The organism is Acinetobacter sp. CY79, from assembly GCF_059515845.1.
The window spans coordinates 50,959-68,264 of record NZ_JCAKMY010000013.1 but is presented as its reverse complement, the minus strand read 5'-3'; the positions used below and the strand labels follow the sequence as shown (position 1 = coordinate 68,264).

The window sequence follows — 17,306 nt, the reverse complement described above, 5'->3', positions numbered from 1 at the left end:
TAAGCTATTCTTTATTTGCATGATTTTAAATTAGCTTGCGTTTTTTATTTACACAGTAAAGCGATGTAAATGAAAAACAACATTCTTAAAAGACAGATTATAGTGGATAAAAGGTGTTTTTCAAGGCAGTAATCGGGGGATTTAAGATCCTATTGAAGTCTAAAAAACCTGAATACTCGACAGTATTCAGGTTCTGCAAATCATCAAAATGAAAAATTAGTTCTTCAAGTTAGTTCTTTAAATATTGAGTCGGTACTTTAGGAAGAACAACACTGGATGGGTATTTCGAGTTTGAGTAAATCGAAATAGAGCCAAGCAGTGAAGAGGTTAAACTAGGTAATGGCGCAACGCCTTTCCATACATCGCTTGAAACCACAGAAATCTGGATACGATGTCCTTTAGGAATCAGAGCCGCAGTTGCAGGAACTTCAATGCTTACCAATACTGGCTTATTTTTCTCTAAAGGTTGAACATCTGATTCTTTAAACGTATGCCAAGGCTGAATCATTTGTCCTTTGATGTAGCGTGAACGTGATTCATCTACTTTACGCATCGATGCTGTGATAATCCCTGTACTCAAAGTCTTCGCACTGCCTGTTTTAGGGTCTACATCAGACACACGCACCACTAAACCACTGTCTTTCGAACTTGATGAAATCCACAAATCAGCCTGCATCGGACCATTTAAGTAATAGTCCTCTGTTAAAGGTACAGAGTTGAAGACTGAAGCAGGAATATTAGACAGATTACTATTTTCAAGACATGGGAATGGCAAGATAGACGTCGCACCAATCAACACTTGTTCAGTTGTGCTTGAGCATAGACCAAAGGTCGGTGCTTGAAGTAAGTAGCTTTCACCTGAAGTATTGGTTGGACGATCTTTTACAAGATTACCGCGATTGTTTAAGAAATAACGATCTGGATCAATCGCAGCATGTGGCCAATCTGTACTCACCACATATTGATCATAGCCATGCACCCATTGGGTCACGTTTGGCAAGCTTTCTGCGCCTGTGTTCATGCCTTTTAAATATTGGTCGAACCATTGCAATTGCATTTTGTCTAAACGCGGAACATTGCCTTTTGGCAAGCTCGGGAACAGTTGTGCTGCTTGAATATGCGCCCAAGGACCAATAAATGTTTTAACCGTCGTATGGTCTTTCAACGCTTCATGCCATAGCGGTTCACTGCGTTGGAACAAATCACGTGTACCACCGACAATAAAGGTCGGTACGGTAATTTTATCTGCTTGTTCTAACAGTGAACGTTCTTCCCAAAATTCATTGTCAAAGGAATTGGCTTTGCCTTTGAATGCATCAGTGAAGAGTGGGATTTGGAACTCGGTACTGTTTTTAATCTTATCCAGTGCCATCAATTTACCTGTGATTGGGTCTTGTACCAATGTATCAATCGGTAATGTGCCCAAAATAGTAATCAAGCTCATCCAAAGCGGAATAAAGTTACTGTTCAGCTGACCGCCATTGAACAAAATGTCACGATATGCATCGCCCATCGGGACAATCGGGAAGGCTGCTTTAATCGCAGGATGCTGAGTCGTTGCACCCAACACTGCTGTAATTCCTAAATATGAAACGCCGTATAAACCGACTTTTCCGTCAGAGAAACTTTGCTTACTTGACCAATCAATGACTTCATAGGCATCTTGCTGTTCAATTTTACCAAAAGCTTCCCATTTACCGCCTGAATTACCTGTACCACGCACGTCTGCAACCACAGTCGCATAACCACGTTTCACCATTTCAGGATCGGCACCACCTGCAATCGCTGAAACTTTACCTGCTGTACCTGCGCTATATGCGGTTTGTACCAAGATCACGGGGAATTTTTCATTAATTGGACGACCCGATTCATCCGCAGGTAGGGTGACATAAGCCGCAAGTCGAGTGCCATCACGCATAGTAATCCACTGTGGTGGAAGCGTGACAGATTTTGGATATTGCGCAGGGCGATCATACAGTTGCCATTGCGCATTGGCATTGGTGAGCAAAGGAACTTGCGCTTTGCTCGGTGATTTACGTGTACCCAACTGCGTGTTTTTCAACGAAATCGTTGTACCTGGTAAGGTTGTACTTGGGTTAGATGGATTCAGAGGTGCAGGTTGTGGACTCAGATAACTCAAATCCGAATTCACATTCTGCGTGGGATTGAGTGTTTTGTTTGCTATGCCGATGGATGTCGCAAGTATTGTGACACCTATACCTAAAGCGGCATAGAAAGAATTGAGCAATTTCATGATACAAATCCTTGTTTGCTGTATTTTTTAAAAGTGCTTTAAATAAACGAAGGAATATTTTTAATATTTTTATTCCTGATTTTTTATGTGTTGCATTTGCCTTTTTTTGATTAAAAATGTGATTTTTTATCAGGCCTAAGAGTTGTATCACTGTTTAGTTTTTCTAACAAGTCTTGTGGGTGTAGTTTGTCGGAATGGCAATATCAAATATTTTAAGTTACTTATTTTTATTGAAAAAATTTGTTTTTGTAGTCGCTACTAAAAATACATTTGTATAGAAAATCATCTATCTTTAAAAGATTATGATTTTATCGTGATTGGTTTTTTGGGGGCGAGGATGATGTCTTATGCCAGTCGAAATATGAATGTAGAGAGCCTAAAAAAGCACAAAAAGAGTATGTCTCTTTGTGCTGATGGTTTGCAGAGAATGACTTGAATATAGCTCAGGGTTTAAAGATCTGCTCTTAGATATTTTCACACTTTGTTAAGTTCGATGCTTTGAAGTTATTTTTGAGTGCATGGAAGTTTTTGATTTTTTCAGGGTCTTGTGGGTCAAATACAGTGTTTTGGTCTTCAACTTGTGCATCGACTTTGGTGAATGCTGAGATCAGTTGATTGTTTTGAAATAGCCAATATTCAGTGGCTTTACCTGTTGTAAAGTTGCCTGTAAATTCGATGAGGCAGTTGTCTTTTTGTTTAATCAGTCGTGCCAAGTTGTGTTTGGTTTCAGGTTCAACAGCGATGTTTTTGTGTTGTTCTAAAACGCGAGGAGCATTGGGGTTGGATGGGATTGTTGAGCAAGCGGTAATAAAAAAAGTAATAAGACAAGTGAATAGTGATCTTTTGAATGCCATAAGATTCTTTCTTTTTGAGTACAGTAAGTTATTGAGTATAGGTAATTAGATTAAAATTGGCTATAGGATTAGGGCTACATCATGAAATCGTTTTCTTAATTTTTACTTTTGTCTATCTTGGAAACTACCTTATCCAAACGTTGATCATAATATTTTAATAAATTAGGTTTCACTTCTTGTTCGGGAGAACGATGTGCTAAGGCATTTCGGAAAATTTTGATTTCATAAATCATATTTATTTCTTCTAATGTAAAAGTACCGAATGAAAAAAGTTCATTGAGTACCTTATTGAAAGATGAAGATTGTGAATTTGGAAATTTATTTCTATGAATTTGAATGATATCGCTTTCCATCTTTAAGTATTTGATAAAAAATCTCTCAATGTTTTTATGCGGATCGCTATTGCTTGTTTCTACATCAGCACCAAAATTTGAGTCATTGAAGCCTTCAGGCTGTACCGTTTGTGTGGAGGGAGACAGAGGAGTGTTAATATTATTATCATTATTTAATTTTTCGATATAATTGTTTGATATTTTTGTTAATCTTTCTGGATCAAAACTGTAAAATACTAAGTACAAAAGAATTGCTATAAAGTTAAAGAAGCTAAATGTTGATAGTGTTATTGAGATATTTTGAAATTTTATGTAGTTAAATGCACCTATAGTAATAAGGCAAAATAAAATAGATATAATCCCTGTAGCAAAAATCATTAATAAATATTCAAACAAATTTTGTTTTGCAGTCGTAATAGCTGTTTCCAGTGTGTCATCCGCTCGTAATTTAATCTCTAACTCATTGTATAGATAGGGTATGGAAATTAATGTGAGAGCAATTAAGCTTGCAATAATTTGAGCAATTGTAGAATAAATATATAAAATTGAATTTTCAGAAAGAACTATGAAATAGAGCTGTTTTACTTCAATAGCAACTGTTGGGATAACTAATACCAGTAATGACAATGAAGTGAATTTAGATGAAGATTTTATTAAGCTATTCTGCATTTTAATTAATTATTACTAAAAACTCCGCTGTAAACTAGCGGAGTTTTTAGTAAATCTCAAGAAATTTTATTTCTTAGTGCTGTAATACCGAAATATCAGCAACTGCCGTAAACAAGTCACGAAGTTGAGCAAGCATCAACAAACGATTTGATTTAAGTGCAGCATCATCAGCCATTACCATCACACCTTCAAAAAACGCATCCACTGGCGCACGAAGTGCAGCAAGTGCTGACAACGCAGCGGTGTAGTCTTTTGCAGCAAATAAAGGCTCAACCACAGGTGTGATTTTCGCAAGTTCAGCGAATAATGCTTTTTCAGCATCTTCAACCAAGTTTGCTTCAACAACAGCGCCTATTGGTGTAGCTTCTTTCGCCAAGATATTCGCAACACGTTTATTGGCAGCAGCAAGTGCAGCCGCTTCAGGTAATGCACGGAAATGATTCACCGCATTCACACGCTTATCAAAATCAAGCGGTGATTTTGGTGACAATGCTTGAACCGCTTGAATTACATCAACCGCAACGCCTTGGTCTTCGTATTTGGCACGGTAACGACCTTCAAGGAATGCAACAGCATCATTTAGCGTCTTAGCGTGATCTTTCAATACATCGCCATACGCAGCAAGAGCAAGTTTGATCAAATCTTCAATAGAAACATCAAGATTGTTTTCAGTTACAAGACGCAAAATACCAATTGCTGAACGACGAAGCGCAAACGGGTCTTTAGAACCTGTAGGTGCTTGACCAATACCAAAAATACCTGTGAGCGTATCTAAACGGTCGGCAAGGGCAATCGTAGTCCCTGTTTTGGTTTTCGGTAAAACATCACCCGCGAATTTAGGTAAATACTGCTCACCTAAAGCATCGCTTACTTCAGCATTTTCGCCTTCAAGACGTGCGTAGTAAGTCCCCGCGATGCCTTGAAGTTCTGGGAATTCACCCACAAGTTCAGACGTTAAATCACATTTTGCAAGAAGCGCAGCTTTTTCAGCATCCACAGGGTTTGCACCTGTAATCGGTGCTAAAGCAACAGCGAGTTTTGCAATACGTGTCGATTTATTCCAAAGCGTACCGAGTTCTGCTTGGAAGACCATGTTCGCTAATTTTTCTTTACGAGAAGCAAGCGGTTGCTTTTGGTCTTGTAAGAAGAAGAATTCAGCATCCGATAAACGTGGACGAACAACTTTCTCGTTACCTTCAATAATTTGTGTTGGGTCTTTCGACTCAATGTTTGACACCGTAATGAAGTAAGGTTGAAGTTTATTATCGCTGTTTACTAAGCAGAAGTACTTTTGGTTGTCCTGCATCGTGGTGATGAGTGCTTCTTGAGGAACAGCAAGGAAGCGTTCTTCAAAGCTTGCACGAAGTGCAACAGGCCATTCAACCAGTGCAGTCACTTCATCACGTAAATCACTTGGTACAATCGCAATAGCGTTTACTTCGTCAGCCAACGCTTTTACTTGACCATCAATGATCGCTTGACGCTCTTCAAAAGATGCCACAACGTAAGCAGCTTTTAACTTCGCTAAATATTCATCAGCATGAGCAAGCGTAATTGCTTCAGGCGCATGGAAACGGTGACCATAAGTCACATTACTTGCTTTGTGATCTTGAATGGTTGCGTCAACCACAGCGTTGTCTTTTAACAACACAACCCATTTTACAGGACGTACGAATTCAGTACGGCTAGCCGCAGAACGCATGCGTTTCGCAATTGGAAGATTATCCAACGCATTTTGTAAAATTTGCGGAAGTAAAACGTCAAGGCTTTGACCTTTTACGTCTTTTAGGTAACACACTTTTTCAACTTTACCTGCTTGGAAAGTTGAAACTTGATCAACCGTAATGCCTTGACCACGCATAAAGCCGTCTAAAGCTTTGGTTGGGTTACCTTCTGCATCAAATGCAGCTTGTTTAGCAGGGCCGTCAAAACGTTTTTGTGTATCTGCTTGCGCGCTATCAACATTAACAATTTTAAGTGCCAAACGACGCGGTGCTGCATACGCTTCGATCGCATCGAAAGCCAAGCCTGCATCTTTTAGACCTTTTACAGTTTCTGCTTGCAGTGCATCACGTAATTTTTTTAGACTTTTTGGTGGAAGTTCTTCACAACCTAATTCGAACAAAACGGTATGTTTAGACATTATTTGCTCTCCTTAGATTCAACTTTTGCGTCGCTTTCAACTTGCGCTTTCAACTGTGCAAGAACTTCATCACGAAGTGCAGGTTCTGCCATTGGGAAGCCAAGCTTCGCACGAGCAGCAACATAACTTTGTGCAATAGCACGAGCCAAAGTACGTACACGTAAAATATAACGCTGACGTTCTGTCACAGAAATCGCACCGCGTGCATCTAACAAGTTAAAGCTGTGAGATGCTTTGATGACTTGCTCGTATGCAGGAAGTGGAAGTTCAGCTTCCATTAAGCGAGATGCTTCAGCTTCGTAGAAGTCGAACAATTCAAACATTTTTTCTACGTTTGCGTATTCGAAGTTGTAAGTCGATTGCTCAACTTCATTTTGATGGAATACATCGCCGTAAGTTACTGTACCAAATTGACCTTTAGTCCAAACAAGATCGTAAACAGAATCTACACCTTGAAGGTACATTGCTAAACGCTCAAGACCGTAAGTGATTTCACCTGTTACTGGGTAGCATTCAACACCACCCACTTGTTGGAAGTAAGTAAACTGGGTTACTTCCATACCGTTTAACCATACTTCCCAACCTAAGCCCCAAGCGCCTAGTGTTGGAGATTCCCAGTTGTCTTCTACAAAACGAATGTCGTGAACTAAAGGATCGATCCCAATCGCTTTAAGCGAGTCAAGATACAACTGTTGGATGTTGTCTGGGTTTGGCTTAAGCACGACTTGGAATTGGTAATAATGTTGCAAACGGTTTGGGTTTTCACCATAACGACCATCTTTCGGACGACGCGACGGTTGAACGTAAGCTGCGTTCCACGTTTCTGGCCCTAATGCACGAAGGAATGTTGCTGTATGGAATGTACCTGCGCCCATTTCCATATCGTAAGGTTGTAGAATGACGCAACCTTGTTCAGCCCAGTAGGTTTGTAAGGCAAGAATTAAGCCTTGAAATGTATCAATATGCGATATGGCGCGACTCATGGTCATCCACTTAAAATGAGATAAAAATTGGCTCTAAGTATAAGGATTTTAGAAGGGAGTGGCAAAGGCTTTAGTCGCCCATTAGGTTCATGTTTATTTTATTAGGACTAACTTTAAATATTGATTCATACCAATTACAAAATGCATCATTTTGAATTAGAGATCTTTAGCATCTCTTAAAGAAGCAGCTAAGTGTTTTAAAAGTTCTTCGCGATTGTTTGTCATTATCATGATGTGATTGTTCGATGTTTCTATATTACTGATAATTTGCTGTAACTAAAAAGAAAAAATTATTTTCTGAACGTTTAGCTCTTTTTGCAAGCCCAAATGAATGTCCGTTAGTCAAATTCAGATTGTAAATTTTGTATGTAATGTTATAACATAACTGAAAATGATTCTAATATCATTCTACTTGATCGAATTTTAGTCATAACACTACAAATGGATTACAACATGACAAAAATAGCTTCCTTACTCACGCTGACAATCAGCGCTTTATTGCTTAGTGCTTGTGGCGGTGATGATTCATCTTCAAGCCCTATACCAACCCCTGATAAAAAACCAGACTTGCAACAGCAACAAGGGCGCTTATTGATATTGACTGAAGATCCAGATCGTCCTCAGTTGAATCTCTATGATTTTGCACAGAAAAAAATTATTCATAACGCTCAACTCAGTTTTAACCCCAGTGCTATTCATGCCAGTGCAGGCTACCGTTATGGGGTGTTAATGAATCGAACTCAAGGCGTCGTAAATTTTTATGACAGTGGCTTAAGTCTGAATAAAGGGAATATCTCGAGTCAAACACCACGATTATTAACATATCAACTCAATGGCGCCTCACCGACCCATTACCGAAACTTTAATGATCAAGCAGCGATTTTTTACGATGGTAATAACGATCAAAGTGCCAAATTTGATGTCTTTAAAGACCAAGATATTTTTAATAGTAGCGTTGCGAGTCAAAGCTTACCTTTTAAGCATCATGGCGTGGCTGAGCCTCGAGGTGATGTCGTATTGAGTACTTATCTTGCTGATGGTCAGTCTAAAGTCAGTATCGTGAAAAGCTATGGCATACATGGCGATCACTTCCATGAACAACAAACGCTAACTAATCCTTGTTCAGGTTTACATGGCGCATCCTCGATTCAAAAATTCTCAGCATTTGGTTGTGAAGATGGTGTGTTAGTCGTAGAGCAACAAGGTCAGAAATTTACAGATTTTAAGATTCCACTTTCTATGCGGATCGGCACAGTGGTCGGGCATCATTTAGCCCCAAATTTAGTGGCATTGGCATCGACGACGCCAGATCTTTTTATCATTGATCCAGTGCTTAAAAGTACTAATCAAATCAAATGGGTCAATGATCCAAGCACAACACGTTTGAAACAAACCTATAGTTCATCGGGTCAGTATTTTGTAGTGCTCGATAGCAAAGGCGTATTGAATATTTTTGATAGTAAAACATGGGAACTGAAAACACGTCTGAATGTCATAGATCCTCAATCACCTGATTTAGCAAAAACTCAATTGGTGGCAAATGGTCATACAGATGAAGTGTACTTAAATGATGTACAGAAAAAGCTGATTCTCAATGTAGATTTAAAAACAGGAACGATTAAACAAACCATTCAACTCGATACTGTACCGAATCAATTCACTTGGTTGGGTGTTGGGCAAGTTTAAATTTAGTTTTAAGTACCTAACCTTTTTTTATTCAGCTCAATAACAATGTTGAGCTGAATATTTTTAAACAATTTAAATGATATCGAAAAGATATAAAGACTTAATATTATTAATAAAAATTTCTATTTTTTATGCTTTTAAAAGTATATTTTATGTTCAATGTCTTTGATGAGGGTAGATTGCAAATTCAATGAGTAGCGTGTAGGTAATTACAGATGGATTTGACAGTAATGCAGTATAAGTTAAATGAAGGTGATCAATAATAAAAAAACTACGAGCTCTCGGGGAAGAGTCGTAGTTGAAAAACAACCAAATCAAAAACTCGTGATTTGATATTGATCTATTGCTTTCAATTAAAATCGTCAGACTTAATCCTGATTCACAGTGCGAATTGGATTTTGATGATTTGGTGATAGGTGACTCGATGAAAGTGGGTCATATTTATATTGCTTTTTTGGCATGACGAGCCAAAGTACCAAATATACTAAAATGCCAGGAAAAGCGGCACTCATCAGTGATACAACGACAAAGATCATACGAAGCAAATTCGCATTCCAACCAAAACGTTCAGCAATACCACCCATTACACCTGCAATCATATTTGAGCGGTTAGAGCGATATAAACCAACATTGGCCATTGAGGTCTCCTTTAAAACCTAAAATAAAATGGATACATAATCCAGAAATTAAAATATCTCATATGTATGTATATTTTATGGAGATGAAATCAAGATTTTTAAAGTGACCATCATCATTAAATCGTTAATTTATGTAATTAGTGACAGGATTTTATAATCTAAGTCATTGAAATATAGAGTTTGGTTGATTAATCTCATTTTAGACAATCAATTGTTTGGTCATATGGTCATCTGCTAAAGCTATAATAAGGTGATTAAAAATAATGACTCAATTTACTCTGGGTGTGGTCGAATGCTTCAAACTATAAAGCCAATACGAAGATCCTCACTTTTTCTTGCGAGTTGCTTGGTGATTCTTGCACTGACTGGATGTAATTCACCTTCTTCTACAGAAGCGTTGGAAAAGTATGATGCGGAAATGCAGAGTCAAAAAGGCGTATCAAATGAAGAGGGGCGTACGCTCACTGATATTGCAGGTCAAGCAACTGTGCCAGTTTTCGAGAAACATCAGAAAAAATCAAGTGTAGATGAGCAAGCAATGCCCTATGTGGGTAGGTATTATGCCTCGATCAGTTGTGATGATCCCTTGGTCTCTTGTGAAAGTGGGCATGCAGATTTTATCTTGAATCTATTGCCAGATGGCACAGCACATCGCACCATTATTCATTTAGGCACAATTACTTTTGAGTCCCATAAACAGTATCGTCAGGATACTTGGTCATATCAACCTGAACTGAAGCAAATTACTTTACACCGTGCAAATGGTGTCGAGTTTTTTTATACCATGAAAGATACACATACCATGGTGTTGAATAGTGAAAAAGTTCGGAATTTTACGCAAAAAAATATTGATTTTTTTGCGCAGGGCGGTGCTTTTCCATTAGAAAATTATGTGCTTAAGCGAGCAGACTGAGCCGTATTTAATTAATATCTAGAGTTGTTTGAGTAAGGGGATAAGTGAAAAAAAGCTAATGCTGTTCGCTGGGCTCAAAATCTTCGATTGAAAACAATCTGCTTGATTGCGAGAGTTATAACGCATCAAATTGTTATAAAGCGATTAAGTAGTTTTTTTTATTTTGCTTGCTTCAAGCCATTCACAGATTAAAAATGAGATTTACGATATTCAAATATCAGCATTAAGCCTAGATTAATTTCATTAATCGAGATGGAACATCGCTCAAATGAGTTTAGTGAAATGCACAGCGTAGATATGAAAAATCATCTATCATCGTTTTTACGATCTAGATTCATTTAAATTAAATAGTGTTTAAAAAAATAAAATGGTGGGTCGTCCGCGATTCGAACGCGGGACCAACGGATTAAAAGTCCGCTGCTCTACCAGCTGAGCTAACGACCCTGAGGAGTGTAAATGATGAGTATCATTTATACGGCGCAAGATATGGTATTTTGCATTATCCCGAAGGATATGATGGTGGGTCGTCCGCGATTCGAACGCGGGACCAACGGATTAAAAGTCCGCTGCTCTACCAGCTGAGCTAACGACCCATCAAGGATGATCAAATAAAATGGTGGGTCGTCCGCGATTCGAACGCGGGACCAACGGATTAAAAGTCCGCTGCTCTACCAGCTGAGCTAACGACCCTGAACATCACAATCAAAAATGAATTTGAATGTAGAGTGTGAGAAAAACAGGATTTTTCTAACACCACTTCGTTTGATGGAGCGTATTGTAGCAAGATCTCAACCGAGCGCAAGTAAAAATTAAGAAAGTTGCCTATGGTTGATTATAAATGCAACAAATCCGCTTTATCTAATCATAAAATAGGCAACAATTACTTTTAAAAGCGATATTTATACGCTTGAATGTTGTCGAAAATTTCTTGTGTCATCTTACAATAACGATCTTCTTGCGGTAACAGTACCAAAATCTGCTCATCTGTTTTGCTTAAATCGAAGCCTTCTTCCTTTAATTTACTTTTTTGATATTTAAAAGTGCCTGTTGTTTCGATGGCTTTTTGCACACGTAAGAAAACAGGAATGGCATAAGAGGGTAGATTTTTCTTGAATTCGATGACCATATTAACTAGATCTTCATCATTTAGTGTTTCGCCTTCTTTTAAAGTGATCGCCGCCATTCCTGCACGACCATTGGTGTTAGGAATTTCTACACCATACACCACAGCTTCTGTGATTTTTTCATAATCGCTACAGATGTTTTCAACTTGGGTCGTCGACACATTTTCACCTTTCCAGCGGAAGGTATCACCCAAGCGATCTACAAATTGTGCATGCCGGAAACCTATATCTTTCACTAAGTCACCTGTAATGAAGTACGAATCATTTTTGGTAAACACGTTATGCATGATCGATGATTTATTCTTTTCGGGATCTGTATAGCCATCGAAAGGGGAGCGATTGGTGATCTTCCCAATGAGCAGTCCAGTTTCGCCTTTTTTCACTTTTATACAGTGTCCATTTTTATCTAATATGGGCTGATCTTTTTCTTTGTCATATTGAATAATGGCATAAGGAACGGGTGAAAAACCGACTGTATTGTCGAAGTTTAAAACATTGGAGAACCCCACATTACCTTCACTCGACGCATAAAGTTCGAATACTTCTTCGATCCCAAAGCGTTGTTTAAACTTATTCCAAATATTGGGGCGCATGCCATTACCAATCATTTTGGTCACACGATGCGAACGTTCATCGCTTGATTCAGGGGCATCCATCAAGTATCGGCATAACTCACCCACGTAGCCGATGGCAGAAGCATTGAATTTTTTAACATCAGTCCAAAAATGAGACGTTGAAAATTTACGTCGAATGGCGAGTGCTGAATTTCCTGCAAGCACGGCACACCAACATACGACCATACCTGTGGCGTGATAAAGCGGTAAGGTGCAGTACAGAACATCATCTTTGTTGAGATTAAGCACATGACCATAGGTGCCAAAAGCGAGCATCCAGCGGCTATTACTAAAGATCACGGCCTTAGGCAAACCTGTTGTGCCTGAAGTGTAGATATAAAATAACCCATCTGCACCAGTGACCTTATGGGTCTCTTTTAAATTTGACTTGGAAAATGACAAAATTTCTTGTGCTAAATTGGTATAGCCTTGAGGTGCTTCACCGATATCTTGTCGTGTATTTTGATCTGCGAACCAATAAAAATCTTTTTCAGTAATGCTGAGTGTTTCACGCACTTCTGATACAGCTTCACGACATTCTTCACCCACAATAATCGCAATTGGTTTTACAAGGTTAATGCTGTGCGTCAGCACTTTACCTGTTTGAGAGGTATTGACCATTGCGGAGACGACACCGATCTTGGCTAAACCCATGACGGTTGCCAGCAATTCAGAACGGTTTTCTATTACTACCGCAATCACATCACCTTTCTTCGCGCCTTGAGCAAGATAAAAGTGAGCAATTTGATTGGCCCAATCATTCAGTGCGTTATAGCTATATTTTTGGTCTTCAAACAACAAGGCATAACCCGTAGGGTTGCGTTTTACGGCTTTTTCAAAGGCTAGAGCTAAACCTGCTGGCGTCGAGGCTGTTCTAAAATAGGCTTGGCTCAGCCCGACAGCAATGTGAGGAAGTTTTCCGATTAATTTGGGTAAACGTACAGCAACGTCAGTGAGTCCGATTAGATCATGATTATTGGTTTGGCTCATGGGAATCCTATTTTGTATTCTTTATCCGTTTATCTTTAATTCGTCGCAATAGAGTCTTGCTGTCATTTTTAAAGTATTTTTAAACCAACTTGCGCGTTAATTCAATCTTGATTGGTCAAAGGTGTCTAACAACCTTGATTAAAGTAACAAAAAAAACCTAGCCATCGTAATGACTAGGTTTTATTAAATTAAGATTATTTGGCTAATCACTCTTCAGTAGGAGGAGTTGCTTTTTTAGGTGGGCGACCACGAGGGCGACGAGGACGTACTGGTTTATCTTCATCCGATAATTCAGCATCATCTTTTACTTCTTCCGAGCTTGAATTTTCAACTTTCGGATTCGCATCAGACGCCTTTCCCACTTTCTTGATGTCAGTTTTGACTGCAATAGGTTCAGCAATTGTATCTACTGAAGGCTCAACAACAGTATTTGCAACTGCTACAGTGCTTTCAGTCTCAACCTTTTCATCAATCGTGATATCAACAACTGCACTGGTTTCAGTTTCAATTGTTGGAGCGATCTCAGCAGGTGCCACAGTAGATTCTTCTACAGTAACAACAGCAGGCGCTTCTACAGCATTGACTTCTTCAACACGTGCTTGCTTTGCTTGCTCAGCAGCAAGTTTCGCTAGACGACGACGTTCACGTGGATCGTTAGCAACACGATTATCTGAAACCGGTTTTGGCGGTGTTAAATTCAACACAGGCGCTGGTTCAGCTTCAACTTGCACTTTCGTGACAACAACATCACGTGTTACGGGCTTTTTCTCTTCCGTCGTGTGATTAGATGCGACGGTGAGTGTTGCTATGTACGCTTCAGTGAACTTTTGCAATGCACGATTGAAGGTTGGGATTAAACCAAATTGTTCAATCAAAACAGAGCAGTCGTCCCCATATACATGACGAATTAAGCTGATTACTGTGTATTGACCTAAGGTAGGTACCTGTGAAGGATTGACTTTAGGGGCAACCACTTTCGCTTTGTTGTCACGTTGTTTATTGCGACGATTCTGGCGAGGATCATTGCTTGCACGACGAACAGGTTGTACTTGTTCAGTTTGCTTTGGCTCAGCTTGAGTGATTTGAGCTTCAATAACTTTAGGCGCTTCAGCTTTGATTACTTCTGCAACAGGTGTAGGAGTAACTATAGTCTCAATAACGTCATTAACCACTGGTTGAACTGTAGGGTTTAAAGCGATGATTTCACTTTTTGTCTGATCTACGTTCACGACAAGTGCTGTAGTGAGGTTATTGTTATGTGGTACATCCACCATGTCCACTTTAGGTTGCTGAGCTTGATCAACAGGTATTGAAACAGGTTGTTCATTCAATACGCTTTGATCGCGGTGACGATTTGGGCGAGGTGGACGTTGTGCATTGCGGTCACGACGTGGAACAGCTGGCTCATTTTGCGCATCAAATGATTGTTCATTTTGATGTGGGCGCTTTGGATTACGTGGTTTCTGCTCACGTGGTTCAATGCGTTGCTCATGACGGTTGTCTTGACGTGGATGCTCTTGACGCATACTGTCTTGACGAAGATTGTCATGGCGCTGATTCTCTTGACGAGATACATCATGACGCTCTTGACGTTGCTCATGGCGATGTTCTTGACGTGTTATTTGTACAACTTCTTCAATGACATGCTGATCTTGGACTTGTTCACGATTGTCACGTTGTTTGTTGTTACGTGGCTTTTTATTGTTGTTACGCTGTGGACGATCATCTTTCTCAGCGCGATCAGCACCGTCACGAACATCATTTTTAGCTATAGGACTATGTGAGATGTACGCATTGGTTTCAGGAGCTTTAGGTATTTCAACTGCAACAACAGGAGCAGTATGAGAAACTTGACCAAATTGACCACGACTTACTGCACCACCATTGACCATTTGTTCAATCGCGGCTGCGGCATTGTTTGCAGTACGTGATTGATCAATCGTTGCTGCTTGTTTTTGGACAAACAAGTTTTCTAGCCAAGCGCATGGGCTAGTTGAAGGTGCTGCTACAGTGGCTTGAACAGGTTTCTGCGTTGTATTTTGTGGCGCTGGAGCAGCATTTTTACGTTTCGCATTTTTGTCTTGCTGTGCTGGTGCAGGGGCATGCGTATGTTGAACATGCTGTTCTTCATCTAAATGCCACTCAGAAGATTCATAACCCAATTCTTTTTCACTATTGCGTGTTGCTTCAGTACGCTCATAGCTTGTTGGTGCGAAACCTTCTGGGTTAAATGTAATCTCGTAATGCGGTGTTTCTAAATGTGGATGGGGTAATACTGTCACACGTACATTTGACGTTTGTTCTAAGTAAACAAGGCTGTGACGCTTTTCATTCAATAAGAATGCTGCAATTTCAACAGGCACTTCAACTTGAACTTCACCTTGACGTTCACGCAGTGCAATTTCTTCCACTTTACGCATAATCGAAAGAGATAACGAACGAAGATCACGTACCATGCCTGTGCCATGACAGCGTGGGCATACATAACCTGTTGCTTCTTCTAAAGATGGGCGTAAGCGTTGACGACTCATTTCCATTAAGCCAAAGCGAGACAATTGACCGAATTGGATACGGGCACGGTCGCTTTGTGTTGCTTCACGAAGTTTCGCTTCAACCATACGTTGGTTGCGCTCTTTGGTCATATCGATGAAGTCGATCACAACCAAGCCACCGATATCACGCAAACGTAATTGGCGAGCGATTTCTTCTGCAGCTTCTAAGTTGGTGTTTAATGCTGTTTCTTCAACATCATGACCACGAGTCGATTTTGCAGAGTTAATATCGATTGAAACCAAAGCTTCAGTTTGGTCAATCACAATCGAACCACCCGCAGGAAGTTTAACTTCACGTTCGTAAGCGGTTTGAATTTGACTTTCGATACCGAAATGAGCGAACAAAGGTTCGTTCAAAGTATATGTTTTTAGCTTGTCTAATTGGTTCGGCATCACTGCTTTCACGAAGTTGTAGGCTTCGTTGTAGGCTTGCTCAGAGTCAATTAGGATTTCAGAAACATCATCACGTAGATAATCACGAATGGCACGTGTCACCACGCCAGCTTCTTGATGGACCAACATTGGCGATGGGCCAGAAGTTGATGACTTTTGAATACGTGCCCAAAGATCTAACAAATGTTGAAGATCAAGTTGTAACTCTTCTTGAGAACGACCGATTCCCGCAGTACGAACGATCACGCTCATGCCACGAGGTACGTTTAAAGATGCCAACATTTCTTTCAATTCTTCACGAACTGCACCTGAAATCTGACGGCTGATACCCCCCCCTTTCGGGTTATTTGGCATCAAGACAAGGTAACGACCGGCTAAAGAGATGAAGGTAGAAAGGGCAGCGCCTTTATTTCCACGTTCTTCTTTTTCAACTTGAACCAGAAGCTCAGTACCTTCAGTAATGAGTTCACGGATATTTGAAGTCTGACGAGGATCAGCTTTGTAGTATGAATTGGCAATTTCGCGCATCGACAAGAAACCTTGACGACCTGCACCATATTCTACAAAAACGGCTTCTAGAGAAGGCTCAACGCGAGTCACGTGACCTTTATAGATATTGGCTTTCTTTTGTTCACGCGTGCGATTTTCTAAATCAAAATCGTAAAGACGGTGACCAGTGATAAGTGCAACGCGAACTTCTTCGGCATGTGTTGCATTGATCAACATACGTTTCATGGGTGTAACACCTAACTAGATGATACACAAACAAACAATCGCTATTTTGTCGCGAACATCAAATATCATGGATCAAAAACTCAGACTGTTCAATTAAGATTGTGGTCTGAGCCATTTACCGACCTTTTTGGTGAGGCTTCGGTTTTTGATTCACGTATTGATGATGGCAATACGGCTTTAATCCTGTCACTGATTAAAGTTACCTGCGTACTCACTGGCGGACATGCGGTGCATTGGATGTGAGTTACTTTCACTGTCACATTGCTCGAAGATCAGCTCTTCATATTTGATAGAGTGTCTTGATACGGAATTATCGTCGTATCTTTACAAACTGTGCAGATCCAATGCATCTAACGCTGTAGCCTGAGTATCAGTCAGGTTGCGACTATTCTGATGTGTATCAGTTTACGTTTAAAATCCAACATG

Annotated in this window: 11 protein-coding genes and 3 tRNA genes; 3 read left to right on the top strand and 11 right to left on the bottom strand. The window is 39.8% G+C overall.

What is annotated here, in order from left to right:
• Positions 1-229 precede the first annotated feature (229 nt).
• The 5 genes from AC5YCE_RS07130 to glyQ all read right to left on the bottom strand — a co-directional run bounded on the left by AC5YCE_RS07130 (position 230) and on the right by glyQ (position 7,235).
• Positions 230-2,254, bottom strand: a complete 2,025-nt coding sequence (locus AC5YCE_RS07130; RefSeq protein ID WP_496171530.1) for a CocE/NonD family hydrolase — start codon at positions 2,252-2,254, stop codon at positions 230-232.
• 464 nt (positions 2,255-2,718) lie between these two features.
• Positions 2,719-3,108, bottom strand: coding sequence for a hypothetical protein (locus tag AC5YCE_RS07125; protein WP_496171529.1), 390 nt, complete (start codon positions 3,106-3,108; stop codon positions 2,719-2,721).
• Between the two features lie 95 nt (positions 3,109-3,203).
• On the bottom strand, positions 3,204-4,109 hold the full coding sequence (locus AC5YCE_RS07120; protein ID WP_496171528.1) for a hypothetical protein: 906 nt from the start codon (positions 4,107-4,109) through the stop codon (positions 3,204-3,206).
• 73 nt (positions 4,110-4,182) lie between these two features.
• A complete protein-coding gene (gene glyS, locus AC5YCE_RS07115; protein WP_496171527.1) occupies positions 4,183-6,252 on the bottom strand; it encodes a glycine--tRNA ligase subunit beta in 2,070 nt (689 codons plus the stop codon).
• A complete protein-coding gene (gene glyQ, locus AC5YCE_RS07110) occupies positions 6,252-7,235 on the bottom strand; it encodes a glycine--tRNA ligase subunit alpha (protein ID WP_496171526.1) in 984 nt (327 codons plus the stop codon). Before glyQ ends, glyS begins: the two co-directional genes overlap by 1 nt.
• A gap of 453 nt (positions 7,236-7,688) precedes the next feature.
• On the opposite strand from glyQ, the gene AC5YCE_RS07105 reads away from it, so the two are divergent.
• Entirely contained in the window at positions 7,689-8,921 is a 1,233-nt protein-coding gene (locus AC5YCE_RS07105; RefSeq protein WP_496171525.1) for an LptM family lipoprotein, read from the top strand.
• A 368-nt stretch (positions 8,922-9,289) separates the two neighbouring features.
• Here the strand turns inward: AC5YCE_RS07105 and AC5YCE_RS07100 are convergent, their stop codons facing one another.
• Positions 9,290-9,559, bottom strand: a complete 270-nt coding sequence (locus AC5YCE_RS07100; protein WP_496126631.1) for a PspC domain-containing protein — start codon at positions 9,557-9,559, stop codon at positions 9,290-9,292.
• A 292-nt stretch (positions 9,560-9,851) separates the two neighbouring features.
• Between AC5YCE_RS07100 and AC5YCE_RS07095 the strand changes: the two genes are divergently transcribed.
• Complete coding sequence (locus tag AC5YCE_RS07095) at positions 9,852-10,472, top strand: hypothetical protein (protein WP_496126632.1); 621 nt, start codon at positions 9,852-9,854, stop codon at positions 10,470-10,472.
• Between the two features lie 368 nt (positions 10,473-10,840).
• On the opposite strand, the gene AC5YCE_RS07090 is transcribed toward AC5YCE_RS07095, so the two are convergent.
• The 5 genes from AC5YCE_RS07090 to AC5YCE_RS07070 all read right to left on the bottom strand — a co-directional run bounded on the left by AC5YCE_RS07090 (position 10,841) and on the right by AC5YCE_RS07070 (position 16,880).
• Positions 10,841-10,916, bottom strand: a tRNA-Lys gene (locus AC5YCE_RS07090).
• A 73-nt stretch (positions 10,917-10,989) separates the two neighbouring features.
• Positions 10,990-11,065: transfer RNA gene (locus tag AC5YCE_RS07085), tRNA-Lys, on the bottom strand.
• Positions 11,066-11,086: 21 nt separating this feature from the next.
• A tRNA-Lys gene (locus AC5YCE_RS07080) sits at positions 11,087-11,162 on the bottom strand.
• Between the two features lie 196 nt (positions 11,163-11,358).
• The gene (locus tag AC5YCE_RS07075; protein ID WP_496171524.1) at positions 11,359-13,200 is read right to left on the bottom strand and encodes a long-chain-acyl-CoA synthetase; all 1,842 of its coding nucleotides are present in this window, start codon (positions 13,198-13,200) and stop codon (positions 11,359-11,361) included.
• Between the two features lie 206 nt (positions 13,201-13,406).
• Positions 13,407-16,880, bottom strand: coding sequence for an Rne/Rng family ribonuclease (locus AC5YCE_RS07070; protein WP_496171523.1), 3,474 nt, complete (start codon positions 16,878-16,880; stop codon positions 13,407-13,409).
• A 99-nt stretch (positions 16,881-16,979) separates the two neighbouring features.
• On the opposite strand from AC5YCE_RS07070, the gene AC5YCE_RS07065 reads away from it, so the two are divergent.
• The gene (locus tag AC5YCE_RS07065; RefSeq protein WP_496126635.1) at positions 16,980-17,123 is read left to right on the top strand and encodes a hypothetical protein; all 144 of its coding nucleotides are present in this window, start codon (positions 16,980-16,982) and stop codon (positions 17,121-17,123) included.
• Positions 17,124-17,306: the final 183 nt, after the last annotated feature.